Below are 22,609 nucleotides of genomic sequence, written 5' to 3'. Positions count from 1 at the left end.
AGCAACGCCTGTAGCGCACGGGCTTGCCGGCTGGGAGGAATCCAGGCCATAGGTTGGAGCAAGGCTCCATAACGCGCCAGGACCAAGCTATCTACGCCATCGGTCTTGGTTCGAATCGCCAAGCCTTTAGCGAAGTCGCGGATTTGCGCCGGGTTGATGATGGAAACGATCACACCGGCATCGCACAAGGCGATGGCTGCTTGTTCGTGATACACGCCGGTGCCTTCCATCACGGCATGAACCTGCCGGGGCTCCAGGCCTTGCTTGGTCAGCCATGACAACAGAGCATGAATGCCGGTTTTATCGTTGCTCACGCATTTGGCTTTGCGTTTGTTGGCGGCATCCAGCAAAAGAGTGCAGTCCAGTTTGGCTTTGGCTACGTCTATTCCGAGATAATGCATAAAGCGGGTCCTCACGGAAAATGCCTAATCGCCCATTTGCCTTGTGCATGCAGGGTCGAACCCTTGGCTAACGTTCAGTGTCGGATTTGGCGATGAGGTGGAGTCGAAGGCTTTATCTACGGCTCAAGGTCTGGCCTTAAGATTGGGCCCAAGCTGCTTCGGCTCCAGGCAGTGGCGGCTCACCACTACCAATTGCAAGATACAAGGTTGGGCTAAGCCTGCGAAGCCCAACGTTTACCGCGCACGGTGAAGTCATATCTTATGGCCTTACTCTCTCGGTAAACGTTGGGCTTCATTTTATTCAGCCCAACCTACGCTTCCATCAAACCGACACATCCGCCGGGCGGGCCTTGGCTCGCCAGCTATCGCCGCTCCGGTCCAGCCCCAGGCTGAGCCAGGCCAGCAGCGCCAGCGCCGCGCCCAGCCACAAGGGCGCGCGCAGGCCCCAGCCGGCGTCCAGGCACAAGCCGCCGGCCCAGGCGCCGAACATCAGCCCCAGGTTGACCACCGCCATGTGCAGGCTGTTCACCATCGGCCCCGCGCCGCCGGCGCGCACCACCCGCGCCACCATCGCCGGATTCATCGGCAAGCCGGACAGCCCCAGCAAGCCCACCCCGGCCACGGCCAGCGCCTGCCATTGCGCGCCCAGCGCCAAAGCCAGCATCACCAAAAACAGCGTCAGGACGCCGCCCTGCAGCACCCGCCGGGTGTGGCGGTCGGCCAGCCGGCCGGTGACCAGATTGCCCAGCACCGTCGCCGCGCCGTAGGCGCCGAACAGCAGCGGCACCATCGCCGGGGAAAAACCGCTGACGCGCAGCAACAGCGGCGCGAGATAGGTGAAGGCGGCGAACACCGCGCCGATGATCAGGCCGCTGGACAGATAGGCGGCCCACAAGGCCGGCCGCGCCAGCGCCCGCCATTCCTCGCCGGCCTCTTGGCCGGCGGGTTTGTCCCCGGCCGGCACCGCCGCGGCGATGCCCAGCATCGCCAGCCCCGCCAGCGCCGCCACCAGCCAGAACGCCGGCCGCCAGCCCCAGTATTGATCCAGCAGCGTCGCCATCGGCAAGCCGGCCACCGAGGCCAGCATCAGGCCGTTCAACACCAGGCCGGCGGCGCGGGCGATGCGGCCCATGCCCACCAGCTCGCCGGCCAGCGCCAGGGCCACGCCGAAGAAGGCCGACTGCGCGACGCCGCAGACGATGCGCGACGCCAGCATCTGCGGATAGCCATCGGCCGTCGCGCCGATCAGCTGGCCGATCAGGAACGCCGCCAGCAGGCCGAGCAGCGCCGGCTTGCGCCGGACCGCGCGCAGCCGCCAGGTCAGCAGCGGTCCGCCGACCACCACGCTGGCGGCGAAGGCGGACACCAGATTGCCGACCTCGGCCAGCGAGGCGCGGAAGGCCGCCGCCAGCGACGGCATCATGCCGGCCACCATGAATTCCGAAGTGGCCATCGCGAAAATGCACAGGCTAAGCAGATAGATGGCGGCGGGCAGCGGCGGCGCGCCATGGGGTTCGGGATGCGCTGTCGTCGTCGGCATGGCAAAGCTCCTGCAAGGGTTGAAACCCCGATGCTAAAAGCGCGTCCATGATGGATAAATGGGTTAGCATGCCGCTCATAGCGGAATTTATTTCCGCAATTCAGAGAAAACCATGGACAGAATGAGCGGAATCGAGCTGTTCGCCCAGATCGCGCGCCAGGGCAGCCTGGTGGCGGCCGGACGGCAGCTGGGCCTGTCGGCGTCGGCGGTGGGCAAGGGGTTGGCGCGGCTGGAACAGCGGCTGGGCGCGCGGCTGGTCCACCGCAGCACGCGGCGGCTGGCGCTGACCGCCGAAGGGCAGCAATACCTGGCGCGCTGCCTGCGCATCCTGGAAGAGGCGGACGCGGCCGAGCGCGAGCTGCAGCAGGGCCTGGCCGCGCCCAACGGCCGGCTGAAGGTGGGGGTGCCGCACGAGAGCGGGCTCTTGACACCGCATCTGGCCGACTTCATGCGCCGCTATCCGCAGGTGGAGCTGGACCTGGACTACAGCGACCGGCTGGTGGACGTGATCGGCGAGGGCTTCGACGTGGTGGTGCGCGGCGGCGAGCCCGGCGACTCCCGGCTGGCCGCGCGCCGGCTGGGCAGCTACCGCATGCGGCTGCTGGCCTCGCCCGGCTACCTGGCCGAATACGGCAGACCGCAAACGGCGCGCGATCTGCGAAACCACCGCTGCCTGCACTACCGGCTGCCCCACAGCGGCAAGCTGCTGCCGTGGCCGCTGGCGGACGCGGAAGACGCGTCGCCGCCGGTCAGCGCCAGCTGCAACACCGGCGAGGCGCTGATCGAGCTGGCCGCGCGCGGCATGGGCATCGCCTGCCTGCCGGACTTCTCCGTCCGCCGCGAGCTGGCCGCCGGCGCGCTGGTGCCGCTGGACGCGCCCCGGGTTGAACGCAGCGGAAACCTGTACCTGCTGTGGCCGGCCGCCCCTGCGATGCCGCCCCGGCTGCGCGCCTTCATCGACCACATGGCCGAGCGGGTGTTCGCGCCTGAGACCCGCTGACGAAACCTTAGAGCCAAGGCGCGGCCATGAAAAATGCCGCCCGCGGGCGGCATCGATGCAGCGGCAGCGGGACGCTTAGCCGGCGTTCAGCTGGCAGGCCTCGCGGGCCAGCGCGGTGATGCGGCCCCAGTCGCGCGCGGCGATGGCGTCGTCCGGCGTCAGCCAGCTGCCGCCGACGGCCAGCACATTGGGCAACGCCAGGTATTCCGGCGCTTTCTTGATGTCGATGCCGCCGGTCGGGCAGAAGCGCAGGTCCGGGAAGGGGCTGGCCAGCGACTTCAACAACTTGACGCCGCCCACCGCCTCGGCCGGGAACAGCTTCAGCGTGTTGAAGCCTTCGTCCTGCGCCCACATCGCTTCCGACGGGGTGGCGATGCCGGGGATCAGCGTCAGGTTGGACGCGCGCGCCGCCGAGGCCAGCTCGCCGGAGAAGCCCGGGCTGATGCCGAACTGGGCGCCGGCGTCCACCGCCGCCTCCAGCTGGGCGCGGTTGCGCAGCGTGCCGGCGCCGACGATGGCTTCCGGCACTTCGTCGCGCATGCGGCGCATCGCCGCCAGCGCCGCCTTGGTGCGCAGCGTCACTTCCAGCACCTTGATGCCGCCGTCCACCAGCGCGCGGGCCAGGTCCACCGCCACCGCGGCGTCGTTGACGATGATCACCGGAACCACCGGGCCCTGGCGCAGTACAGACAATGCATCCATTTCCATCTCCTGTTGGCGGACGGCCAGACTCACGCTGCGCCGCCCTGCTGAATATTGTGCCGCCCGCGCTCAGTTCCAGGCGGGGTGGCGGAAGCTCATCGCGCCGGCCTCGGCCTCGTCGGCGCCGTGGCGGAACACCGCGAACAGCTCGCGGCCCATGCCGTAATCGTTGTGCGACAGATCGGCCTGGGCCTGTTCGCGCGCCGCCCATTCGGCGGCGTCCACCCGCGCGGACAGCTCGCCGGTGTGCGCGTCGACGCGGATCAAATCGCCGTCGCGGACCTTGCCGATGGCGCCGCCGGACAGCGCTTCCGGCGACACGTGGATGGCGGCCGGCACCTTGCCGGACGCGCCGGACATGCGGCCGTCGGTCACCAGCGCCACCTTGAAGCCGCGCTCCTGCAGAATGGTCAGCGCCGGGGTCAGCTTGTGCAGCTCCGGCATGCCGTTGGCGCGCGGGCCCTGGAAGCGGATCACCGCGACGAAGTCTTTTTCCAGCTCGCCGCGCTTGAACGCCGCCAGCATGTCGTTCTGGTCGTGGAACACCACCGCCGGCGCTTCCACCACGCGGTGCTCCGGCTTCACCGCCGACACCTTGATCACCGCGCGGCCGATATTGCCGGCCATCAGCTTCAGGCCGCCGTCGGCGGAGAAGGGGTTGGACGCCGGGCGCAGCACGCTGTCGTCGCCGCTGACCGCCGGCGCGTCGCGCCACTTCAGTTCGCCGTTGTCCAGCCACGGCTCCTGGGTGTAGCGCGACAGGCCGCGGCCCATCACCGTGCCCACGTCCTCGTGCAGCAGGCCGGCGGACAGCAGCTCGCGGATCACGAAGCCCATGCCGCCGGCGGCGTGGAAGTGGTTCACGTCGGCCTTGCCGTTCGGATACGCGCGCACCAACAGCGGAATCACCGCGGACAGCTGGTCGAAATCGTCCCAGTTGACGTCGATGCCGGCGGCGCGGGCGATGGCGACGATGTGCATGGTGTGGTTGGTGGAGCCGCCGGTGGCCAGCAGGCCGACGATGGCGTTGACGATGGATTTCTCATCGATCATTTCGCCCACCGGGGTGAACTGCTCACCCTGGGCGGCGATCTTCTTGCCCTGGACGGCGGCGGCGCGGGTCAACGCCTCGCGCAGCGCGGTGTTCGGATTGACGAAGGCGGCGCCCGGCAGGTGCAGGCCCATGATCTCCATCAGCATCTGGTTGGAATTGGCGGTGCCGTAGAAGGTACAGGTGCCGGGGCCGTGGTAGGACTGGCACTCGGACTCCAGCAGCGCGTCGCGGCCGACCTTGCCCTCGGCGTACAGCTGGCGCACCTTGGCCTTCTCGTCGTTGGCGATGCCAGTGGTCATCGGGCCGGCGGGAACGAACAGCGCCGGCAGGTGGCCGAAGGTGAGGGCGCCGATCATCAGGCCCGGCACGATCTTGTCGCACACGCCCAGGTAGAGCGCGGCGTCGAACATCTGGTGGCTCAGCGCGACGGCGGTGCTCATCGCGATCACGTCGCGGGAAAACAGCGACAGCTCCATGCCCGGCTGGCCTTGCGTCACGCCGTCGCACATCGCCGGCACGCCGCCGGCGAACTGGGCGGTGGCGCCGGCGGCCAGCGCGGCCTCCTTCAGCCAGGCCGGGAAGGCCGCCAGCGGCTGGTGGGCCGACAGCATGTCGTTGTAGGAAGATACAATCGCCAGGTTGGCCCGGTGCTCTTCCTTCAGGTGGATCTTGACGGTGTCCGGCATCGCCGCGAAGGCGTGGGCGAGGTTGGTGCACGACAGTTGGGCGCGTTCCACCCGGCCCTGCTGGGCGGCGGCGCGCACGCGGGCCAGGTAGGCGTCGCGGCGCGCGCGGCTGCGCGCGACGATGCGGTCGGTGACGGCGGACAGGGTGGGATGCAAGGCCATGATGACATTCCGTAATTGGATTTGAAACTGATGGTAGTTTTACTACACTCAAAAAGCAAGGTTCGCTACGCGCCGCTCACGGCGGCCCAAGGCGACTATCCTATTTCTTCTCAAGGATTTCCAGCGGAAATAGCCGATTTTTGAGCCAAGGCAAATGGTGTTGCAAAAGCGGCCACATCGTCTGTAGCGACGTAGACAGCACGATGGCGAATGGTAATATAACTACATCTAATACACTTAACGAGATGGAAGATCAGGATGGAGACTCGTTCTACCCCTACTCCGGCCTTCGACATGGTGCTGTTCGGCGGCGCCGGCGATCTGGTGATGCGCAAACTGCTGCCCTCATTGTACCAGGCCCATGCCGCCGGCCTGCTCAACGAGCAGGGCCGCATCCTGGCGCTGGGCCGCAAGGACCTGAGCCGCGACGATTACCTGGCTTCCGTCGAAAAGCAGTCCCGCATCCACATCAAGGCCCACTTCGACGATGCCGCCTGGCAAAGCTTCTGTAGCCGCATCGACTACCTGCGCGTCGACGCCTCCCAGGCCGCCGACTTTCCGGCGCTGGCGGCGAAGGTGGGCGACGACGCCGGCAAGGTGGTGGTCTGCTACTTGGCCACCGCGCCCAATCTGTTCGCCGGCATCTGCGAAAACCTGGCCGCCGTCGGCCTGAACCGCCCCAATGTGCGGGTGGTGCTGGAAAAGCCGCTGGGCACCGACCTCGCCTCGTCCAACGAGATCAACGACGACGTCGCCCGCTTCTTCCAGGAAGAGCAGCTGTACCGGATCGACCACTACCTGGGCAAGGAATCGGTGCAGAACCTGATGGCCATCCGCTTCGCCAACGCGCTGTTCGAGCCGCTGTGGCGCCGCGAATGGATCCACGACGTGCAGATCACTATTTCCGAAGAGCTGGGCGTCGGCAGCCGCGGCGATTTCTACGACGGCACCGGCGCGCTGCGCGACATGGTGCAGAACCACCTGCTGCAGCTGCTGTGCATCGTGGCGATGGAGCCGCCGGCCAACCTGGAGGCCGACGCCGTCCGCGACGAGAAGCTGAAAGTGCTGAAGGCGCTGCGCCCGTTCTCCGAGCAGGACGTCGCCGCCAAGACCGTGCGCGGCCAATACAAGGCCGGCGCCAGCGGCGGCCAGCCGGTGGTCGGCTACCAGCAGGAAAACGGCATCCCGGCCGGCAGCCAGACCGAGACCTTCGTCGCCATCAAGGCCGAGATCGACAACTGGCGCTGGGCCGGCGTGCCCTTCTTCCTGCGCACCGGCAAGCGCATGCAGGAGCGTCTGGCCGAGATCGTCATCAACTTCCGCGACGTGCCGCACCAGGTGTTTTCCGGCCCGCTGGGCGGCAGCCACCACGCCAACCGGCTGGTGATCCGCCTGCAGCCGGAGGAAAGCATCCGCCTGTACTTCCTGGCCAAGGAGCCCGGCGACACCATGCGCCTGCAGCCGACCTACCTCGACCTGGACTTCTACAAGGCGTTCAAGGTGCGCCGCGCCGACGCCTACGAGCGCCTGCTGCTGGACGTGATCCGCGGCAAGCTGGCGCTGTTCATGCGCCGCGACGAGCTGATCGAGGCCTGGCGCTGGGTGGAGCCCATCATGGACACCTGGGCCGCCAGCACCAACAACCCGCCCAAGCAGTACACCGCCGGCAGCTGGGGCCCGGCCGCGTCCAGCGCGCTGCTGTCGCGCGACGGCATCAGCTGGCACGAGGAGTGCTGAGCGCTTGATCGGCGCGGTGCACTCACTCGGCGGGCCACCCCATGAAGGTGACGCGCCGCACCAACAAAACGACCGAGGTAAGCGAATGAACTGGTTGGAATTCCCCGACGCCGCGCAACAGACCGACGCGCTGGCCAACAGCATCGCCGCCCGCCTGTCCGCCGCGATAGAAAGCCGCGGCCAGGCCGCGCTGGCGGTGTCCGGCGGCAAGTCGCCGATCCCGCTGTTCAAGCTCTTGTCCGAGATGGCGATAGACTGGGCCCGCGTCACCGTCAGCCTGGTGGACGAGCGCTTCGTCGCCCCCGACCACGTCGACAGCAACGGCGCGCTGGTGCGCGAGCACCTGCTGCAAGGCCGCGCCGCGACCGCGCGCTTCCTGCCGCTGGTGCGCGCCGTCGCCAACATCGACGCCGAAGTGGCGGCCGACAACCGCGACTTCATCGCGCCGGACGTGGCCATCCTGGGCATGGGCGAAGACGGCCACACCGCCTCGCTGTTCCCCGGCGCGCCGGAGCTGGCCGCCGGCCTCGATCCAGCCAACCCGTCGCCCTTCCTGGCGGTGACGCCGCAGACCGCGCCGCACCGCCGCGTGTCGCTGAGCTACGCCGCGCTGCTGCAGGCCGGCTGCCTGATCCTGTCCATCCAGGGCGCGAAGAAGCGCGAAGTGCTGGAGGCCGCCGCCCGCGGCCCCGACGACGCGCTGCCGATCAGCCATTTCCTGGCCCAGGACAAGGTGCCGCTCGATGTCTACTGGTCTGCCTGAAGCCTGGCCGCGGCTGCTCGGCGACGTCGGCGGCAGCAACGCGCGCTTCGCGCTGGAAACCGCGCCCGGAGTGATTGAAGACATCCTGACGCTGTCCAACGCCCGCTACCCGATGCTGCAGGACGCGCTGCGCGACTACCTGGCACAAGCCGGCGCCCGCCGCGTCGCCCACGCCGCGATCGGCATCGCCAATCCGCTGAACGGCGACCAGGTGGCGATGACCAATTGCCACTGGACGTTTTCCATCGAAGCGACGCGCCGCGCGCTGGGCCTGACCACGCTGCTGTTGCTCAACGACTTCACCGCGCTGGCGCTGGCCCTGCCCAGGCTACCGCGCCGGGAGCTGGCCCAGGTGGGCGGCGGCGCGCCGCGGCCGGATTCGCCGCTGGCGCTGATCGGCCCCGGCACCGGACTCGGGGTGTCGGCGCTGGTGCCGCACGCCGGCGGCTGGCGCGCGCTGTCCGGCGAGGGCGGCCACACCTCGTTCGCGCCGGCCAACGAGCGCGAGATCGGCGTCTGGCGCTACGTTTCGGCCCGCTTCGGCCACGTGTCCCACGAACGGCTGCTGTCCGGCTCCGGCCTCAGCCTGCTGCACCGGGCGCTGTGCGCGCTGGACGGGGCGGAAGAGGCGGATCTGGCGCCGGCCGAAGTCAGCGCCCGCGGCCTGTCCGGCGCCGACGCGCGCTGCCGCGAAACGCTGGAAATCTTCTGCGGATTGCTAGGTTCCGCGGCCGGGAACCTGGCCTTGACCCTCGGTGCCCGTGGCGGGGTATACATAGGTGGTGGTATTGTGCCGCGTTTGAGCGGTTTTTTTGAACAATCCCCATTTCGCCGCCGTTTCGAGGACAAGGGGCGGATGTCGGCCTACCTGGCCGACATTCCGGTTTACCTGATCACCAGCGCCTATCCGGCCTTGCCGGGCGTGGCCGCCCATCTGGCGGACCACCTGGCGCCGCGCGACCCGGCCCCGGTGGACACGACCACCCATCCTCGCGGCGGCTCCGCAGGAGACATGCATGCTTGATCGCATTCGCGGCCAGCTGGAACAGCTGTCCTCGGCCGAACGCAAGGTGGCCGATCTGGTGCTGGAGCAGCCGTACACCGTGATCCAGGCCGCCGTCGCCGAGATCGCCAAGAACGCCGGCGTCAGCCAGCCCACCGTGATCCGCTTCTGCCGCACCGTCGGCTGCTCCGGCCTGCCCGACTTCAAGCTGAAGCTGGCCGGCAGCCTGGTGACCGGCGTGCCCTACGTCCACTCCAGCGTGCGCCCGGAAGACCCGACGTCCGAGATCGTGGCCAAGGTGTTCGACAACACCGTGTCGGCGCTGCTCAAGTGCCGCAACGACGTCAATCCGCAGGCGATAGAGGCCGCGGTGCGGCTGCTGACCGACGCCAACCGCATCGAGTTCTACGGCCTGGGCAACTCCGGCATCATCGCCGCCGACGCCCAGCACAAGTTCTTCCGCTTCGGCATCCCCACCGTCGCCTATTCCGACACCCACATCCAGATGATGGCGGCGTCGGTGCTGGGCCCGGACGACGTGCTGGTGGCGATCTCCAGCTCGGGCCGCACCATGGAGCTCTTGGACGCGGTGGACGTGGCGCTGGCCTCCGGCGCCAAGGTGATCGCGCTGACCACCAGCGGCTCGCCGCTGGCGCGCCGCGCCACGGTGTCGCTGATCGCCGACACGCTGGAAGACAACGAAACCTACAGCCCGATGATTTCGCGCATCGTGCACCTGGTGCAGATCGACATCCTGACGGTCAGCGTGGCGCTGCGCCGCGGCCCGGGCCTGATCCGCCAGCTGGAAAAGACCAAGCACAGCCTGAAGAACCGCAGGCTGGACAATAAACAACAGGAATAGGACGAAACATCATGAGTGAACTGACCGAACTGCCGGCCTGGCAATCCCTGTGGGACCATTTCGCCGAGGCCAAGCACCTGCACATGCGAGACCTGTTCGCCGCCGATCCCGGCCGCGCCGAGCGCTACTCGCTGGAAGTGGGCGGACTGTTCCTCGACTATTCCAAGAACCGCATCACCGACGCCACGCTGCTGGGGCTGATGGAGCTGGCGCGCGAAGCCGGCCTGCCCGCGCGCATCAAGTCGATGTTCAAGGGCGAGAAGATCAACCGCACCGAGGACCGCGCGGTGCTGCACGTGGCGCTGCGCAACCGCACCAACTCGCCGATCCGCGTCGACGGCGCGGACGTGATGCCCAAGGTCAACTCGGTGCTGGAGCGGATGGGAAAATTCGCCCACGCGGTGCGCTCCGGCGACTGGCTGGGCTACACCAACCAGCCGATCACCGACATCGTCAACATCGGCATCGGCGGCTCCGACCTCGGCCCGCTGATGGTCTGTTCCGCGCTGAAGCCCTTCGGCCACCCGCGGCTGAACATGCACTTCGTCTCCAACGTCGATGGCGCGCAGCTGAAGGAAACGCTGAAGAAGGTGCACCCGGAGACCACGCTGTTCGTGGTGGAGTCCAAAACCTTCACCACCCAGGAAACGCTGACCAACGCGCTGACCGCGCGCGAGTGGTTCCTGGCCCGCGCCCGCGACGAAAAGGCTGTGGCCAAGCACTTCGTCGCCGTGTCCACCAACCAGAAGGCGGTGGCGGATTTCGGCATCGATCCGGCCAATATGTTCGAATTCTGGGATTGGGTCGGCGGCCGCTACAGCCTGTGGTCGGCCATCGGCCTGCCCATCATGCTCTACCTGGGCGAAGAGAACTTCACCGAGCTGCTCAACGGCGCCCACATCATGGACCAGCACTTCATGAACGCGCCGTTCGAGCAGAACATGCCGGTGCTGCTGGCGATGATAGGCATCTGGTACATCAACTACTACGGCGGCGGCAGCCACGTGATCGCGCCGTACGACCAGTACCTGCACCGGCTGCCGGCCTTCATCCAGCAGCTGGACATGGAGTCCAACGGCAAGAAGACCATGCTGGACGGCCAGCCGGTCGACTTTGAAACCGCGCCCATCATCTGGGGCGAGACCGGCATCAACGGCCAGCACGCCTTCTTCCAGCTGTTGCACCAAGGCACCCACATTTCGCCGATCGACCTGATCGCCTCGCTGGAAAACCGCTCCAGTCTGCCGGGCCACCACGAAATCCTGCTGGCCAACGTCTTCGCCCAGGCCGAGGCCTTCATGCGCGGCAAGACCGCCGACGAGGCGCGCGCCGAATTGGCGGAGCAGGGGCTGAAGGGCGCGGCGCTGGACGATCTGGTGCCGCACAAGGTGTTCGACGGCAACCGCCCGACCAACACCCTGCTGATGAGCCGGCTGGACCCGCGCAACCTCGGCTCGCTGATCGCGCTGTACGAGCACAAGATCTTCGTCCAGGGCGTGATCTGGCACATCAACAGCTTCGACCAATGGGGCGTGGAGCTGGGCAAGCAGCTGGCCAAGACCATCCACGCCGAGCTGACCGGCAAGCTGGACCAGGCCGAGCACGACAGCTCCACCCGCCGGCTGATCCAGCTGTACCGCAAGGTCAACGGCTGAGCCCTCCGCCGGCATCGAAAAACGCCCCCGTCATCAGGCGGGGGCGTTTTTTATTTGGCCAAAGTCGGGATATCCCTGATTGTCTGACAGATGAATCGCTGATGAAATGGCGGCACAAGTCTGAAAAAATAATGGACTGGTAGATTCATCGGGATGAGTAAGCTCTGCAGTACCGCGCTGGCCGGCTTCATGCTGGCGAGCAGCCTGGCCGGCCATGCCGCCGGCCAGGCTTTCCGCATCAACGGCGATTCCGCCGCCCCCCTGACCCTGAGCGGCACCGTGATCGGGCCCGTGCGCTCCGGCAGCAAAGCCGAAGGCACGCTGTTCCAGGCCTATCATCTGAAGCTGGACCATCCGCTGCGGCTGGACGACGGCGCCGCCTGCGGCGAGCAGAAAATGCGCAGCCTGGCGCTGAGCCAGCAGGGCATGGCCAGGCTGAAGGGCCGCGCCGTCACCGTGCGCGCCCGCGCCTTCTGCCAGGAAGACCGCGCCGGCAGCTACCGGCTGGCCGACATCATCGTGCTGTGAACAGGCCCGCCAGCGCCCGCGCCGCCGCCGCCGCGTCGGCCGCTTCGAATATCCCCCCCACCACCGCCACCGCGTCCGCGCCGGCGTCGACCACCTGCGCCGCGTTGTCCGGCGCGATGCCGCCGATCGCCACCGCGTTGGCGCCCAGCGCCGCCGCCTCGGAAAACAGCGACAGCGGCGCGGCGACCGCGTGCGGCTTGGTCCGCGACGGAAACACCGCGCCGAAGGCGACGTAGCTGGCCCCGGCGGCCAGCGCCGCGCGCGCCAGCTCGATGCGGTCGTAGCAGGACGCGCCCACCACCGCGTCCGTGCCCAGCCGGACGCGCGCGGCGGCGATGTCGCCGTCGTCGCGGCCCAGGTGGACGCCGTCGGCGCCGACCCGCTCCGCCAGCGCCACGTCGTCGTTGACGATGAACAGCGCGCCGTGGACACGGCACAGGCGGCGCAGCTCGGCCGCCTGGCGCAGCCGGCGGTCGGCGTCGCCGCTCTTGTCGCGGTATTGCAGCGTCTGCGCGCCGCCCGCCAGCGCCGCCCCGGCCAGCGCGAACAAGCGCGCGTCGTCCAGGCCGTCCGGCGTCACCGCGTACAGGCCCTCAACCCTTGGCGGCATCGCCGTCTTCCTCGTCGTCGCCGCGCGCCCAGAACATCCGGTCCGGCAGGAACTGGCCCATGCCGGGGCGGAAGCCGTTGACCAGGGTCTGGTAGGTGTATTCCTGCGCCTCGCGCACCGCCTCCGGCAGCAACAGGCCGGTGGCCAGCATGCCGGCGATGGCCGAGGCCAGCGTGCAGCCGGAGCCGTGGTAGCTGCCCGGCAGCCGCTCCCAGTGGTCGGCGCGCACCACGCCGTCCTGGCCGTACAGGCTGTTGACCACTTCCTTGGTGTTTTCGTGGGTGCCGGTGATCAGCAGGTAGGGGCAGCCCAGCCCCAGCAGGCGCTCGGCGCACTGGTCCAGCGTCAGCTCCTCGTCCTCGTCCGGATCGTTGCTGGCCAGCCGGCGCGCCTCCAGGCTGTTGGGCGTCAGGATGGACACCTGCGGAATCAGCATGTCGCGCATCGCGCCGATCAGGTCTTCGTCGGCCAGCTCGTGGCCGCCGCCGCTGGCCAGCACCGGGTCCAGCACCACCGGGATGTCCGGGTAGTCGGCGATCAGCTGCGCCACCACGGCGACGTTTTCCACGCTGCCCAGCATGCCGATCTTGAACGCCGCCACCTGCATGTCTTCCAGCAGGAAGCGAGCCTGGTCGTTGACCCAGTCCGCTTCCAGCACCATCAGGTCGTTGACGCCCACGGTATCCTGCACCGTGATCGCGGTGATCACCGACAGCGGATGGCAGCCCAGGCTGGCCAGCGTCAGGATATCGGCCTGGATGCCGGCGCCGCCGGAGGGGTCGGAACCGGCCAGGGTCAGCACCACGGGAGGGGGGGGAGGAGTGGTCAAGGGCGAACCTCTTCTGTTTTATTACGGTGGCACGATTTAGAATACCCATTTTATCCGAACACGAGGACGAAGCGATGCGTACTTGGATGTGTCTGATCTGCGGTTTCATCTACGACGAAGAAGCCGGCCGGCCGGAAGACGGCATCCCGCCCGGCACCCGCTGGGAAGACCTGCCGCCCAACTGGACCTGCCCCGACTGCGACGCCCGCAAGGACGATTTCCAGATGGTGGAAATCTGATGGCCGGGAAACGGACCCGCTGGATCGGCGGCGCGCTGCTGGCCGCGCTATTGGCCGCCTGTGCCCAGGTGAACACCACCGCCGGCGGCGCGGTCGGCGTCAACCGCGGCCAGAGCATGCTGCTGTCCAGCCAGGAAGTGGAGCAGATGTCGGCCAAATCCTACGCCGGCGAGCTGCAGAAGGCCCGCGCCGCGGGCCGCCTGAACACCGATCCGGCGCTGACCGCCCGCGTGCGCCGCGTGTCGCAGCGGCTGATCGCGCAGACGCCGTCCTTCCGCCCCGACGCCCGCAACTGGCGCTGGGAGGTGAACGTGCTGACCACCGACGACATGAACGCCTACGCGATGGCCGGCGGCAAGATCATGGTCTACACCGGCCTGGTCAAGCAGCTGAAGCTGTCCGACGCCGAGCTCGCCGCCGTGATCGGCCACGAGATCTCGCACGCGCTGCGCGAACACACCCGCGAGAACATGAGCCAGGCCTACGCGCAGCAGATGGGCCTGGGCCTGGTCGGCGCGCTGGTCGGCCTCAACGACAGCCAGCTGAAGCTGGCCTCGCTGGTCGGCGACGTGACGCTGTCCAAGCCGCACAGCCGCGCGATGGAGTCCGAGGCCGACATCATGGGCCTGGAGCTGATGGCGCGCGCCGGCTACGACCCCAACTCCGCGGTCAACGTCTGGCAGAAGATGCAGGCGGCAGGCGGCGGCAACGGCATGGAGTTCCTGTCCACCCATCCGTCCGGCCCCACCCGCATCCGCGACCTGCAGGCCCATATCCCGCAAGTGTGGCCGCTGTACCAGGCCGCGCCGAAGAAGGGCTGAACGATGCCGCTGCCCGCCGCCCTGTTCGACGAGATGCTGGACCACGCCCGCGCGCTGCCGGGCGCCGAGTTCGACGTCAAGTGGGGCGGGACGCGCGTGGTCTCCATCGGCGGCAAGATGTTCCTGGTCTGCGGCGAAGCCGGCATCAGCTACAAGGTCGACGATGGCGATTTCCTGGCGCTGTCCGGCCTGCCCGGCGTGCGCCCGGCGCCGTATCTGGCCCGCGCCCGCTGGGTGCAGGTGACCTCGCTGGAGGCGCTGGCGCCGGACGACATCCGCCGCGGCGTCGAACGCTCGCGCGCGCTGGCGCTGGCCAAGCTGCCGAAGGCGCAGCGGCAGGCCTGGTCCTGATCCGACGGGAACCGGGCCGGCGGCGCCCGGTCCATCGCCCCATCCCGCCCCAATAGGAAAGTCGATGAGCTATCTGTACCTGAAAGCCTTCCATATCTTCTTCGTGGTGTCCTGGTTCGCCGGGCTGTTCTACCTGCCGCGGCTATTCGTCAACCTGGCGATGGCGCGCCAGCCGGCGGAGTACGACCGCCTGCTGCTGATGGCCAGGAAGCTGTTCCGCTTCATGACGCCGCTGGGCGTGCTGGCGATAGGCTCCGGCCTGCTGCTGTGGCTGGATTTCGGCATTTCCGGCGGCTGGCTGCACGCCAAGATGGCGCTGGTGGCGCTGCTGGCCGTTTACCATGGCTACTGCGCCAAATTGGGCCGCGACTTCGTCACCCACAGCAACCGCAAGAGCCATGTCTGGTTCCGCGTGTTCAACGAGCTGCCGGTGCTGGCGCTGCTGGCGATCGTGATCCTGGTGGTGGTCAAGCCGTTCTGATGTATCCCTAACCCTGAATTCGCTTGAGGATTTGATCGATGGCATTGGAAATCGAACGCCGTTTCGTGGTGAGCGGCGACGGCTGGCGCGGCCTGGCCCCGGCCGTGCAATACCGGCAGGGCTATCTGTCGGTGGAAAAAGAACGCACGGTGCGGGTGCGGGTGGTCGGCGAGCAGGCCTGGCTGACGCTGAAGAGCAATATCAGCAACGTCAGCCGCCATGAGTTCGAATACCCGATCCCGCTGGCCGACGCGCAAACCATCATGGCCGCGATGTGCCCGATGGTGGTAGACAAGCTGCGCCACCGCATCGAGCACGGCGGCTTCGTCTGGGAAGTGGACGAGTTCTTCGGCGACAACGCCGGCCTGGTGCTGGCCGAGATCGAGCTGCCCGGCGAGGACACCCCATTCGCCAAGCCGGAATGGGTGGGCGAAGAGGTGACCGAGGACGGCCGCTACACCAACGCCTACCTGTCCAAGAACCCGTACCGCAGCTGGTAGAAGGACGCGGCCGGGCGAACCAGTCCCGGCCGGCCGGGTCTATCGTCTTTTGCCTGCAATCGAACGCCAGACCGATGTCCACCCCTTCCTCCGAATGGATTCCCGCCGCCGCGCTGCTGGGCCTGTACCTGGGCTCGCTGCTGTATTCGCTGTTCCAGGGCTGGCACCAGCGCCGGCTGTACTGGCTGGGCTGCGCGCTGCTGCTGGTCGGCGGCCTGCTGATGATGCTGCTGGCCGAGCCCGCCGCGACCGACTCCGGCGAAATGCCGCCCGGCTTCGGCCTGGGCGTGTGGGTGGCCGGGCTGGGCATCCTCGCCACCACCGCCGGCGCGCTGACGCGGCGCTGGCGCGCCCGCCGCGGCTGAGCGCCTGTCCCTTTCCCCGGTAGACGGCCGCCCGCGCGGCTCCTAGCATCGCGTTCATTCCCCAGCCCAGAGGGCGCAACATGGACGATGCCGCAACTCGCCGGGCCTTGCTGAAAGCCGGCCTCGCCGCCGGCCTGCTGGGCCTGGCCGGCCGGACCTGCGCCGGCGCCTGGCTGGACCAAGGCTTCGACAACGGCTGGCGCGAGCTGGCGCCTTACCCGCAGAAGATGCCGCTGCTGCGCATCACCGCCCGGCCGGTGCATCTGGAAACGCCGTTTTCCCAATTCGACCGCGGGCTGATCACGCCCAACGAGGCGGTGTTCGTCCGCTACCACCTGGCCGGCCACCCGCTGGACATCGATCCCTCTTCCCACACGCTGACCATAGCCGGCAAGGTGAAACAGCCGCTGACGCTGACGCTGGCCGACCTGCAAAAGCGCTTCGAGACGGTGCGCCAGACCGTGGTGATGCAGTGCGCCGGCAACGGCCGCGGCCTGTCGCAGCCGCGGGTGCAAGGGGCGCAGCTGGGCAACGGCTCGATGGCTTGCGTCGAGATGGCCGGCGCGCGGCTGGCCGACGTGCTGGCCGCCGCCGGCGTGCTGGACGGCGCGCGCCAGATCGCCTGCCGCGGGACCGACCAGCCGGCGCTGGAAGAAACGCCGCCCTTCATCCGCTCGCTGGACCTCGCCGACGCGCTGCGGCCGGAGCCGATGATCGCCTGGGAGATGAACGGCCGGCCGCTGCCGGTGCTGAACGGCTACCCGATCCGGCTGGTGATTCCCGGCTTCTACGCCGCCTACTGGATCAAGCACCTGTCGCATATCGAAGCGCTCGACCACGTGTTCGACGGCTGGTTCGCCAGCCAGGCCTACACCGTGCCCGACACGCCGGACAACGGCGTGCCGCCGGGGACCAAGCCGGACAAGACGGCGCGGCTGACCCGGATGAAGGTGCGCAGCTTCATCACCCATCCGGCCCACGGCGACGCGATCGCCGCGCCGGATGGCCGGCTGGCGCTGCGCGGCATCGCCTTCGACGGCGGCAGCGGCATCCGCCGGGTGGACGTCTCCGCCGACGGCGGCGTCAGCTGGCGGCAGGCCGAGCTGGGGCCGGACGCCGGGCGCTTCGCGTTCCGGCCGTGGACGCTGGCGCTGGACGGCGTGAAGCCGGGACCGCTGACGCTGATGGCGCGCGCCGCCGCCAACGACGGCCAGGTCCAGCCGCTGGCGCAGCCCTGGAACCCCGGCGGCTACGCCCGCAACGTGGTCGAGCGGGTGGAAATCATGGTCGCGGAGGCGGCGCGATGAGGGCCGCGCTGCTGGCCCTGGCCCTGCTGGCCACCCCCGCCGGCGCGGCCAGCATCGCGCTGCCCAACGAGACGGCGATGCTGCCGGATAGCGGCCACCCCGGCTATCTGCCGGCGCTGCAGCGCTGCATGATCTGCCATTCCGTCGATTACATCGCGCTGCAGCCAGACTTCGACGAAGCGCGCTGGCGCGCCGTCGTCGACAAGATGCGGCAGGCGTTCAAGGCGCCCATCCCGGCGGAAGAGGTGGCGCCGATCGCCGCCTATCTGGCCGACGCGCAACGCCGCCGGCTGCTGCGGCCGCATCCGCCCAAACCCTGAGGAAGCGTTTGGCCTCGCCGCGTCCAAGCCTTATCATCGGACGCTTGCCCATCCCGCGACGGAGCCGCCATGTTCACGCTTCCCTCCCTGACGCTGGCCGCCTACGGCCTGCTGGCGCTGGGACTGCTCGCCGCCAGCCTGCGCCAGGAGGCGCCCGGCTGGATCGCCTTGATCACCAGCGCGATGCTGGCGCTGGCCGCCGGCGTGCTGCAGCCCTTGGGCGTGGTGAGCGCGGCCGCGGTCGCCGGGCTGACGCTGGCGCTGCGCCGCTATCCGCGGCCCGAGCTTTACCTGGTGTGGATCGCCGCGCTGCTGGCGCTGGCGGTGCACGCGTTGCCCGGTTTCGACAATCCGCTGCTGTGGCAGGGCCGGGCCAGCCCCGACAGCGCGCCGTACCGGCTGTTCTGGAGCTACGACAAGGGCTTCGCCGGCCTGTTGCTGCTGCTGAACCTGTGCCGCGCGCCGCTGCCGGAGCGGCAACTGGGCTGGCCGGCCGCGGCGGTCGGCGCGCTGGCGCTGCTGTTCGTGCTCGGCATCGCCGCCGCCGTCGGCGCGGTAGGCTTCGCGCCGAAATGGCCGGCCTGGCTGCTGCCCTGGCTGCTGGCCAACTGCTTCCTGGTGTCGCTGGTGGAGGAAGCTTTCTTCCGCGCCGGCGTCCAGCGCTGGCTGGAACTGCGCACCGAACCCTTCGCCGCGCTGATGGCGGCGTCGCTGCTGTTCGGCCTGGCCCACCTGGCCGGCGGCTGGTCCTGGATGGGCCTGGCCACGCTGGCGGGCATCGGCTACGGCCTGATCTACGCCGCGCGCCGCCAGCTGTGGCTGGCAGTGCTGGCGCACGTGGGCTTCAACACGCTGCACCTGTTGCTGTTCACCTATCCGAAACTGGCTTGAGAGCATCGTTTCGGGACCGCTTTATGCGCTAACTGTCTTGATCTGAAAATAAAAAACCATAACGGGTCGCCTGTCGCATCGGTTAAAATCGTGTTCTTCGTTCACCATCCGCGAGCAGCACCGCCATGATTGAAGTCGGCATCGTGATGGGTAGCAACAGCGACTGGGAAGTGATGCAGCACGCCGCCCGCGTGCTGAAAAGCTTCGGCATCGCCTGCGAAACCCGCGTCGTCTCCGCCCACCGCACCCCGGACCTGCTGTTCCAGTACGCCGAAGAAGCCGCGCCGCGCGGCCTCGCGGCCATCATCGCCGGCGCCGGCGGCGCCGCCCACCTGCCGGGCATGCTGGCCGCCAAGACCCACGTGCCGGTGCTGGGCGTGCCGGTGCCGTCCAAATACCTGCGCGGCGAGGATTCGCTGCTGTCCATCGTGCAGATGCCCAAGGGCATCCCGGTCGCCACCTTCGCCATCGGCGAAGCCGGCGCCGCCAACGCCGCGCTGTTCGCGGTGGCGATGCTGGCCACCACCCGGCCGGAGCTGGCCGCGCAACTGACGGCCTTCCGCAAGCAACAGGAAGAAACCGTGCTGGCGATGACGCTGCCGGAGGTCGAATAATGGCCGCCATCCTGCCGCCGGCGATGCTGGGCATACTCGGCGGCGGCCAGCTGGGCCGCATGTTCGCGGTGGCCGCCAAAACCATGGGCTACCGCGTCACCGTGCTGGACCCGGATGAAAACGCGCCGGCGGCGGCCTTCGCCGACCGCCACATCCGCGCGCCGTACAACGACCCGGCCGCGCTGCGCGAGCTGGCCGACAGCTGCGCCGCCGTCACCACCGAATTCGAGAACGTCAACGCCGACGCGATGCGCGAGCTGGCGCGCCGCACCCACGTGTCGCCGTCCGGCGACTGCGTCGCCGTCGCCCAGGACCGCATCGCCGAAAAGGCCTGGATCAACAAGGCCGGCCTGCCGACCGCGCCCTACCTGGCCATCGAAAGCGTCGAGGACATCCAGGTGGAGCTGGCGCCCTACCTGCCCGGCATCCTGAAAACCGCCCGCCTGGGCTACGACGGCAAGGGCCAGGTGCGGGTGCAGACCGCAGCCGAGGCGCGCGCCGCCTACGCCAACCTGGGCGGCCAGACCTGCGTGCTGGAAAAGATGCTGGACCTGCAGCTGGAGGTGTCAGCCATCGTCACCCGCGTCAGCGCCGCGCAAAGCACGGTGTTCCCGGTGGCGGAAAACATCCACAAGAACGGCATCCTCGACGAATCCATCGTCCCGGCCCGCATCGCCCCGGCGCTGGCCAAGCAGGCGCAGGAGATGGCCCGGAAACTGGCCGAGGCGCTGGACTACGTCGGCGTGCTGGCGGTGGAATTCTTCGTGCTGGCCGACGACAGCCTGGTGGTCAACGAGATCGCGCCGCGGCCGCACAACTCCGGCCACTACACGCTCACCGCCTGTCTGACCGACCAGTTCCAGCAGCAGGTGCGCGCGATGTGCGGCCTGCTGCCGGGCCGCACCGACCTGCTCAGCCCGGTAGTGATGGTGAACCTGCTGGGTGACGTATGGAAGGACGACGGCCACGAACCGAACTGGGACGTGCTGGCCGAGGCCCCCAACGCCCAGCTGCACCTGTACGGCAAGAAGCAGGCGCGGCCGGGCCGCAAGATGGGCCACTTCAACGTGATGGCCGCCAGCGCCGACGAGGCGCTGGAGCAGGCCAGGGCGCTGAAGGACACCCTGTAGCGAAAGAAATGGCGAGGCCGGCGGCTTCGCCATTTTTCATCCCGATGAAGCTGAACGGACTCAACCATCTGACCCTGGCGGTCGCCGACCTCGACCGGTCCTGGGATTTCTACCACGGCCTGCTCGGCGCCCGTCCGCATGCGCGATGGGCCGGCGGCGCCTACCTGAGCCTAGGCGACCTGTGGCTATGCCTGTCGCTGGACACGCCCGAACCCGGCAGCGGCTACACCCATTACGCGTTCGACGTCGCGCCCGCCGATTTCCCGGCCTGGACCGAACGGCTCAGCGCGGCCGGCGTCGGCGTGTGGAAAGACAACCATAGCGAGGGTGACTCGTTTTATTTTCTGGACCCGGACGGCCACCGGCTGGAGCTGCACGTCGGCTCGCTGCAAAGCCGCCTCGCCGCCTGCCGCGCCCAGCCTTATCGGGATATGGTGTTCTTCGACCAGGAGGCCTGCTGATGGGCGCGATAGACGATCTGCGTGACGTGCTGGCCGCCGCCGCCGATCCGGCGCGCGCGCCGGCGATGCGCGCCTATATGCGCGACCGGTTCGACTTCCTCGGCGTCGCCGCGCCGGCCAGGCGCAAAGCCGCCGGCGCGTGGGTCCGCTCGCAGGACGCGGCCGGCCCCGATGGCTGGCTGGAACTGGCCGAGGCGCTGTGGCGGCAGCCGGAGCGCGAATTCCAGTACGTGGCGGTGGACCTGCTGGCCCGCCATGCCGCCAGGCTGCCGGCGGCCGCCTTGCCGCGGCTGCTGGCGCTGGTTACCGCCAAATCATGGTGGGACACCGTCGACGGCCTGGCGGCCTGGATCATAGGCGAGCTGGTGCGCGCCCGGCGCGAGCTGCAGGCCGACATGGACAGGCTGTCCGGCGACGGCGATTTCTGGCTGCGCCGCGTCGCCATCCTGCACCAGTTATATTGGAAACGCGAAACCGACGCCGCGCGGCTGTTCCGCTACTGCGCGGCCAACGCCGCCGACCCCGAATTCTTCATCCGCAAGGCGATAGGCTGGGCCTTGCGCGAATACGCCTATACCGATCCAGACGCAGTGCGCGGTTTTGTCGCCGCCACCCCGCTTGCGCCGCTGTCGCGGCGCGAAGCGCTGAAACGAATCCAACGGAAACCCCTGCCCGCGAAGGAAGCATGATGACCGGACTCACCACCACCAATCTGAACAGCCTGAAAAAAATCTACTCCGGCAAAGTGCGCGATCTGTACGAGATCGACGAGGCGCGCATGCTGATGATCGCCACCGACCGGCTGTCCGCCTTCGACGTGATCCTGGACGACCCGATCCCGGCCAAGGGCCAGATCCTGACCGCCATCTCCAACTTCTGGTTCGACAAGCTGAAGGACGTGGTGCCCAACCACCTGACCGGCGACCAGCCGGAAGACGTGGTGGCGGCGGCCGACCTGCCGCAGGTGGAAGGCCGCGCCGTGGTCGCCAAGCGGCTGAAGGCGGTGCCGATCGAGGCGGTGGTGCGCGGCTACCTGGCCGGCTCCGGCTGGAAGGAATACCAGCAGTCCGGCGCGATTTGCGGCGTGGCGCTGCCGGCCGGCCTGCGCGAGGCGGACAAGCTGCCCGAGCCCATCTTCACCCCGTCCACCAAGGCGGCGGTCGGCGACCACGACGAGAACATCAGCTTCGCCCAATGCGAGGCCATCGTCGGCAAGGAGCTGGCGGCCAAGGTGCGCGACACCGCCATCCTGCTGTACCAGACCGCAGCCGCCTACGCCGCCACCCGCGGCATCATCATCTGCGACACCAAGTTCGAGTTCGGCCTGGACGAAAACGGCACGCTGACGCTGATGGACGAGGCGCTGACGCCGGACTCCAGCCGCTTCTGGCCGGCCGACAGCTACCAGCCGGGCAGCAACCCGCCGTCGTTCGACAAGCAGTTCGTCCGCGACTGGCTGGAGGCCGCCGGCTGGAACAAGCAGGCGCCGGCCCCGGCGGTGCCGCTGGACGTGCGCGAGAAGACCGCCGCCAAATACCGCGAGGCGCTGCAGCGTCTGGCCGGCTGAGTTTTCCGCTGCCGCCCGCCGCCGGCACCG

At 68.5% G+C, this 22,609-nt stretch carries 27 protein-coding genes; 21 read left to right on the top strand and 6 right to left on the bottom strand.

Features of this window, described 5'->3' with window-relative positions:
* On the bottom strand, positions 1 to 401 hold a 401-nt coding region (locus tag ACY3GB_RS14605; protein ID WP_463089377.1), incomplete at its 3' end, for an IS110 family transposase.
* 322 nt (positions 402 to 723) lie between these two features.
* The gene (locus ACY3GB_RS14600; protein ID WP_463089376.1) at positions 724 to 1,941 is read right to left on the bottom strand and encodes an MFS transporter; all 1,218 of its coding nucleotides are present in this window, start codon (positions 1,939 to 1,941) and stop codon (positions 724 to 726) included.
* Positions 1,942 to 2,053: 112 nt separating this feature from the next.
* Here ACY3GB_RS14600 and ACY3GB_RS14595 point away from each other — a divergent pair, with 112 nt between their 5' ends.
* A complete protein-coding gene (locus ACY3GB_RS14595) occupies positions 2,054 to 2,941 on the top strand; it encodes a LysR family transcriptional regulator (RefSeq protein ID WP_463089375.1) in 888 nt (295 codons plus the stop codon).
* Positions 2,942 to 3,016: 75 nt separating this feature from the next.
* Here the strand turns inward: ACY3GB_RS14595 and ACY3GB_RS14590 are convergent, their stop codons facing one another.
* Together ACY3GB_RS14590 and edd are read right to left on the bottom strand one after the other, a co-directional pair.
* Positions 3,017 to 3,643, bottom strand: coding sequence for a bifunctional 4-hydroxy-2-oxoglutarate aldolase/2-dehydro-3-deoxy-phosphogluconate aldolase (locus ACY3GB_RS14590; protein ID WP_463089374.1), 627 nt, complete (start codon positions 3,641 to 3,643; stop codon positions 3,017 to 3,019).
* 69 nt (positions 3,644 to 3,712) lie between these two features.
* Positions 3,713 to 5,545 (bottom strand): phosphogluconate dehydratase, encoded by a 1,833-nt coding sequence (edd, locus tag ACY3GB_RS14585; RefSeq protein WP_463089373.1) that lies wholly within the window; start codon positions 5,543 to 5,545, stop codon positions 3,713 to 3,715.
* A gap of 258 nt (positions 5,546 to 5,803) precedes the next feature.
* On the opposite strand from edd, the gene zwf reads away from it, so the two are divergent.
* From zwf to ACY3GB_RS14555, 6 genes are all read left to right on the top strand, one after another.
* Complete coding sequence (gene zwf, locus ACY3GB_RS14580; RefSeq protein ID WP_463089372.1) at positions 5,804 to 7,282, top strand: glucose-6-phosphate dehydrogenase; 1,479 nt, start codon at positions 5,804 to 5,806, stop codon at positions 7,280 to 7,282.
* 85 nt (positions 7,283 to 7,367) lie between these two features.
* A complete protein-coding gene (gene pgl / locus ACY3GB_RS14575; protein WP_463089371.1) occupies positions 7,368 to 8,045 on the top strand; it encodes a 6-phosphogluconolactonase in 678 nt (225 codons plus the stop codon).
* Positions 8,026 to 9,069, top strand: a complete 1,044-nt coding sequence (locus ACY3GB_RS14570) for a glucokinase (RefSeq protein ID WP_463089370.1) — start codon at positions 8,026 to 8,028, stop codon at positions 9,067 to 9,069. The genes pgl and ACY3GB_RS14570 overlap by 20 nt, the downstream gene beginning before the upstream one ends.
* On the top strand, positions 9,062 to 9,910 hold the full coding sequence (gene hexR, locus ACY3GB_RS14565; protein ID WP_021478900.1) for a transcriptional regulator HexR: 849 nt from the start codon (positions 9,062 to 9,064) through the stop codon (positions 9,908 to 9,910). Before ACY3GB_RS14570 ends, hexR begins: the two co-directional genes overlap by 8 nt.
* Positions 9,911 to 9,921: 11 nt before the next feature.
* On the top strand, positions 9,922 to 11,565 hold the full coding sequence (pgi, locus tag ACY3GB_RS14560; RefSeq protein ID WP_463089369.1) for a glucose-6-phosphate isomerase: 1,644 nt from the start codon (positions 9,922 to 9,924) through the stop codon (positions 11,563 to 11,565).
* Positions 11,566 to 11,718: 153 nt separating this feature from the next.
* The gene (locus ACY3GB_RS14555) at positions 11,719 to 12,093 is read left to right on the top strand and encodes a hypothetical protein (RefSeq protein WP_463089368.1); all 375 of its coding nucleotides are present in this window, start codon (positions 11,719 to 11,721) and stop codon (positions 12,091 to 12,093) included.
* Here ACY3GB_RS14555 and thiE read toward each other — a convergent pair.
* Positions 12,080 to 12,703, bottom strand: a complete 624-nt coding sequence (gene thiE, locus ACY3GB_RS14550; RefSeq protein WP_463089367.1) for a thiamine phosphate synthase — start codon at positions 12,701 to 12,703, stop codon at positions 12,080 to 12,082. The genes ACY3GB_RS14555 and thiE overlap by 14 nt on opposite strands.
* Positions 12,687 to 13,532 (bottom strand): bifunctional hydroxymethylpyrimidine kinase/phosphomethylpyrimidine kinase, encoded by an 846-nt coding sequence (gene thiD / locus ACY3GB_RS14545; RefSeq protein WP_463089366.1) that lies wholly within the window; start codon positions 13,530 to 13,532, stop codon positions 12,687 to 12,689. The genes thiE and thiD overlap by 17 nt, the downstream gene beginning before the upstream one ends.
* 74 nt (positions 13,533 to 13,606) lie before the next feature.
* On the opposite strand from thiD, the gene ACY3GB_RS14540 reads away from it, so the two are divergent.
* The 14 genes from ACY3GB_RS14540 to ACY3GB_RS14475 all read left to right on the top strand — a co-directional run bounded on the left by ACY3GB_RS14540 (position 13,607) and on the right by ACY3GB_RS14475 (position 22,579).
* Positions 13,607 to 13,771, top strand: a complete 165-nt coding sequence (locus ACY3GB_RS14540; RefSeq protein ID WP_011133707.1) for a rubredoxin — start codon at positions 13,607 to 13,609, stop codon at positions 13,769 to 13,771.
* Positions 13,771 to 14,592 carry a M48 family metallopeptidase gene (locus ACY3GB_RS14535; RefSeq protein ID WP_463089365.1) on the top strand — a complete coding sequence of 274 codons (822 nt, stop codon included), beginning with the start codon at positions 13,771 to 13,773 and terminating at the stop codon, positions 14,590 to 14,592. The genes ACY3GB_RS14540 and ACY3GB_RS14535 overlap by 1 nt, the downstream gene beginning before the upstream one ends.
* A gap of 3 nt (positions 14,593 to 14,595) precedes the next feature.
* Entirely contained in the window at positions 14,596 to 14,943 is a 348-nt protein-coding gene (locus ACY3GB_RS14530) for an MmcQ/YjbR family DNA-binding protein (RefSeq protein ID WP_463089364.1), read from the top strand.
* Positions 14,944 to 15,007: 64 nt separating this feature from the next.
* Positions 15,008 to 15,424, top strand: coding sequence for a CopD family protein (locus ACY3GB_RS14525; protein WP_046156082.1), 417 nt, complete (start codon positions 15,008 to 15,010; stop codon positions 15,422 to 15,424).
* 38 nt (positions 15,425 to 15,462) lie between these two features.
* Entirely contained in the window at positions 15,463 to 15,924 is a 462-nt protein-coding gene (locus tag ACY3GB_RS14520; protein ID WP_463089363.1) for a CYTH domain-containing protein, read from the top strand.
* Between the two features lie 74 nt (positions 15,925 to 15,998).
* Positions 15,999 to 16,289, top strand: a complete 291-nt coding sequence (locus ACY3GB_RS14515) for a hypothetical protein (protein WP_046156080.1) — start codon at positions 15,999 to 16,001, stop codon at positions 16,287 to 16,289.
* Between the two features lie 80 nt (positions 16,290 to 16,369).
* On the top strand, positions 16,370 to 17,596 hold the full coding sequence (locus ACY3GB_RS14510) for a molybdopterin-dependent oxidoreductase (protein WP_463089362.1): 1,227 nt from the start codon (positions 16,370 to 16,372) through the stop codon (positions 17,594 to 17,596).
* Positions 17,593 to 17,916: a cytochrome c gene (locus ACY3GB_RS14505; RefSeq protein WP_463089361.1), complete on the top strand. Its 324-nt coding sequence runs from the start codon at positions 17,593 to 17,595 to the stop codon at positions 17,914 to 17,916. Before ACY3GB_RS14510 ends, ACY3GB_RS14505 begins: the two co-directional genes overlap by 4 nt.
* 69 nt (positions 17,917 to 17,985) lie before the next feature.
* A complete protein-coding gene (locus ACY3GB_RS14500; RefSeq protein WP_463089360.1) occupies positions 17,986 to 18,807 on the top strand; it encodes a lysostaphin resistance A-like protein in 822 nt (273 codons plus the stop codon).
* 125 nt (positions 18,808 to 18,932) lie between these two features.
* A complete protein-coding gene (gene purE / locus ACY3GB_RS14495; RefSeq protein ID WP_463089359.1) occupies positions 18,933 to 19,421 on the top strand; it encodes a 5-(carboxyamino)imidazole ribonucleotide mutase in 489 nt (162 codons plus the stop codon).
* On the top strand, positions 19,421 to 20,551 hold the full coding sequence (locus tag ACY3GB_RS14490; protein WP_463089358.1) for a 5-(carboxyamino)imidazole ribonucleotide synthase: 1,131 nt from the start codon (positions 19,421 to 19,423) through the stop codon (positions 20,549 to 20,551). The genes purE and ACY3GB_RS14490 overlap by 1 nt, the downstream gene beginning before the upstream one ends.
* A gap of 44 nt (positions 20,552 to 20,595) precedes the next feature.
* Positions 20,596 to 21,012 (top strand): fosfomycin resistance glutathione transferase, encoded by a 417-nt coding sequence (gene fos / locus ACY3GB_RS14485; protein WP_463089357.1) that lies wholly within the window; start codon positions 20,596 to 20,598, stop codon positions 21,010 to 21,012.
* Complete coding sequence (locus ACY3GB_RS14480; RefSeq protein ID WP_463089356.1) at positions 21,012 to 21,701, top strand: DNA alkylation repair protein; 690 nt, start codon at positions 21,012 to 21,014, stop codon at positions 21,699 to 21,701. Before fos ends, ACY3GB_RS14480 begins: the two co-directional genes overlap by 1 nt.
* Positions 21,701 to 22,579, top strand: a complete 879-nt coding sequence (locus ACY3GB_RS14475; protein ID WP_463090943.1) for a phosphoribosylaminoimidazolesuccinocarboxamide synthase — start codon at positions 21,701 to 21,703, stop codon at positions 22,577 to 22,579. The genes ACY3GB_RS14480 and ACY3GB_RS14475 overlap by 1 nt, the downstream gene beginning before the upstream one ends.
* Positions 22,580 to 22,609 lie beyond the last annotated feature (30 nt).

The organism is Chromobacterium sp. Ag138, assembly GCF_055181315.1.
Note: the sequence above shows the minus strand (reverse complement) of the source record. Positions and strands in the feature narration are given on the sequence as shown.

Excerpts from the sequence above, each read along its gene's own strand:
- ACY3GB_RS14600 (WP_463089376.1), bottom strand. The coding sequence starts at position 1,941 with ATGCCGACGACGACAGCGCATCCCGAACCCCATGGCGCGCCGCCGCTG.
- ACY3GB_RS14595 (WP_463089375.1), top strand. The coding sequence starts at position 2,054 with ATGGACAGAATGAGCGGAATCGAGCTGTTCGCCCAGATCGCGCGCCAG.
- ACY3GB_RS14590 (WP_463089374.1), bottom strand. The coding sequence starts at position 3,643 with ATGGATGCATTGTCTGTACTGCGCCAGGGCCCGGTGGTTCCGGTGATC.
- edd (WP_463089373.1), bottom strand. The coding sequence starts at position 5,545 with ATGGCCTTGCATCCCACCCTGTCCGCCGTCACCGACCGCATCGTCGCG.
- zwf (WP_463089372.1), top strand. The coding sequence starts at position 5,804 with ATGGAGACTCGTTCTACCCCTACTCCGGCCTTCGACATGGTGCTGTTC.
- pgl (WP_463089371.1), top strand. The coding sequence starts at position 7,368 with ATGAACTGGTTGGAATTCCCCGACGCCGCGCAACAGACCGACGCGCTG.
- ACY3GB_RS14570 (WP_463089370.1), top strand. The coding sequence starts at position 8,026 with ATGTCTACTGGTCTGCCTGAAGCCTGGCCGCGGCTGCTCGGCGACGTC.
- hexR (WP_021478900.1), top strand. The coding sequence starts at position 9,062 with ATGCTTGATCGCATTCGCGGCCAGCTGGAACAGCTGTCCTCGGCCGAA.
- pgi (WP_463089369.1), top strand. The coding sequence starts at position 9,922 with ATGAGTGAACTGACCGAACTGCCGGCCTGGCAATCCCTGTGGGACCAT.
- ACY3GB_RS14555 (WP_463089368.1), top strand. The coding sequence starts at position 11,719 with ATGAGTAAGCTCTGCAGTACCGCGCTGGCCGGCTTCATGCTGGCGAGC.
- thiE (WP_463089367.1), bottom strand. The coding sequence starts at position 12,703 with ATGCCGCCAAGGGTTGAGGGCCTGTACGCGGTGACGCCGGACGGCCTG.
- ACY3GB_RS14540 (WP_011133707.1), top strand. The coding sequence starts at position 13,607 with ATGCGTACTTGGATGTGTCTGATCTGCGGTTTCATCTACGACGAAGAA.
- ACY3GB_RS14535 (WP_463089365.1), top strand. The coding sequence starts at position 13,771 with ATGGCCGGGAAACGGACCCGCTGGATCGGCGGCGCGCTGCTGGCCGCG.
- ACY3GB_RS14530 (WP_463089364.1), top strand. The coding sequence starts at position 14,596 with ATGCCGCTGCCCGCCGCCCTGTTCGACGAGATGCTGGACCACGCCCGC.
- ACY3GB_RS14525 (WP_046156082.1), top strand. The coding sequence starts at position 15,008 with ATGAGCTATCTGTACCTGAAAGCCTTCCATATCTTCTTCGTGGTGTCC.
- ACY3GB_RS14520 (WP_463089363.1), top strand. The coding sequence starts at position 15,463 with ATGGCATTGGAAATCGAACGCCGTTTCGTGGTGAGCGGCGACGGCTGG.
- ACY3GB_RS14515 (WP_046156080.1), top strand. The coding sequence starts at position 15,999 with ATGTCCACCCCTTCCTCCGAATGGATTCCCGCCGCCGCGCTGCTGGGC.
- ACY3GB_RS14510 (WP_463089362.1), top strand. The coding sequence starts at position 16,370 with ATGGACGATGCCGCAACTCGCCGGGCCTTGCTGAAAGCCGGCCTCGCC.
- ACY3GB_RS14505 (WP_463089361.1), top strand. The coding sequence starts at position 17,593 with ATGAGGGCCGCGCTGCTGGCCCTGGCCCTGCTGGCCACCCCCGCCGGC.
- ACY3GB_RS14500 (WP_463089360.1), top strand. The coding sequence starts at position 17,986 with ATGTTCACGCTTCCCTCCCTGACGCTGGCCGCCTACGGCCTGCTGGCG.
- purE (WP_463089359.1), top strand. The coding sequence starts at position 18,933 with ATGATTGAAGTCGGCATCGTGATGGGTAGCAACAGCGACTGGGAAGTG.
- ACY3GB_RS14490 (WP_463089358.1), top strand. The coding sequence starts at position 19,421 with ATGGCCGCCATCCTGCCGCCGGCGATGCTGGGCATACTCGGCGGCGGC.
- fos (WP_463089357.1), top strand. The coding sequence starts at position 20,596 with ATGAAGCTGAACGGACTCAACCATCTGACCCTGGCGGTCGCCGACCTC.
- ACY3GB_RS14480 (WP_463089356.1), top strand. The coding sequence starts at position 21,012 with ATGGGCGCGATAGACGATCTGCGTGACGTGCTGGCCGCCGCCGCCGAT.
- ACY3GB_RS14475 (WP_463090943.1), top strand. The coding sequence starts at position 21,701 with ATGACCGGACTCACCACCACCAATCTGAACAGCCTGAAAAAAATCTAC.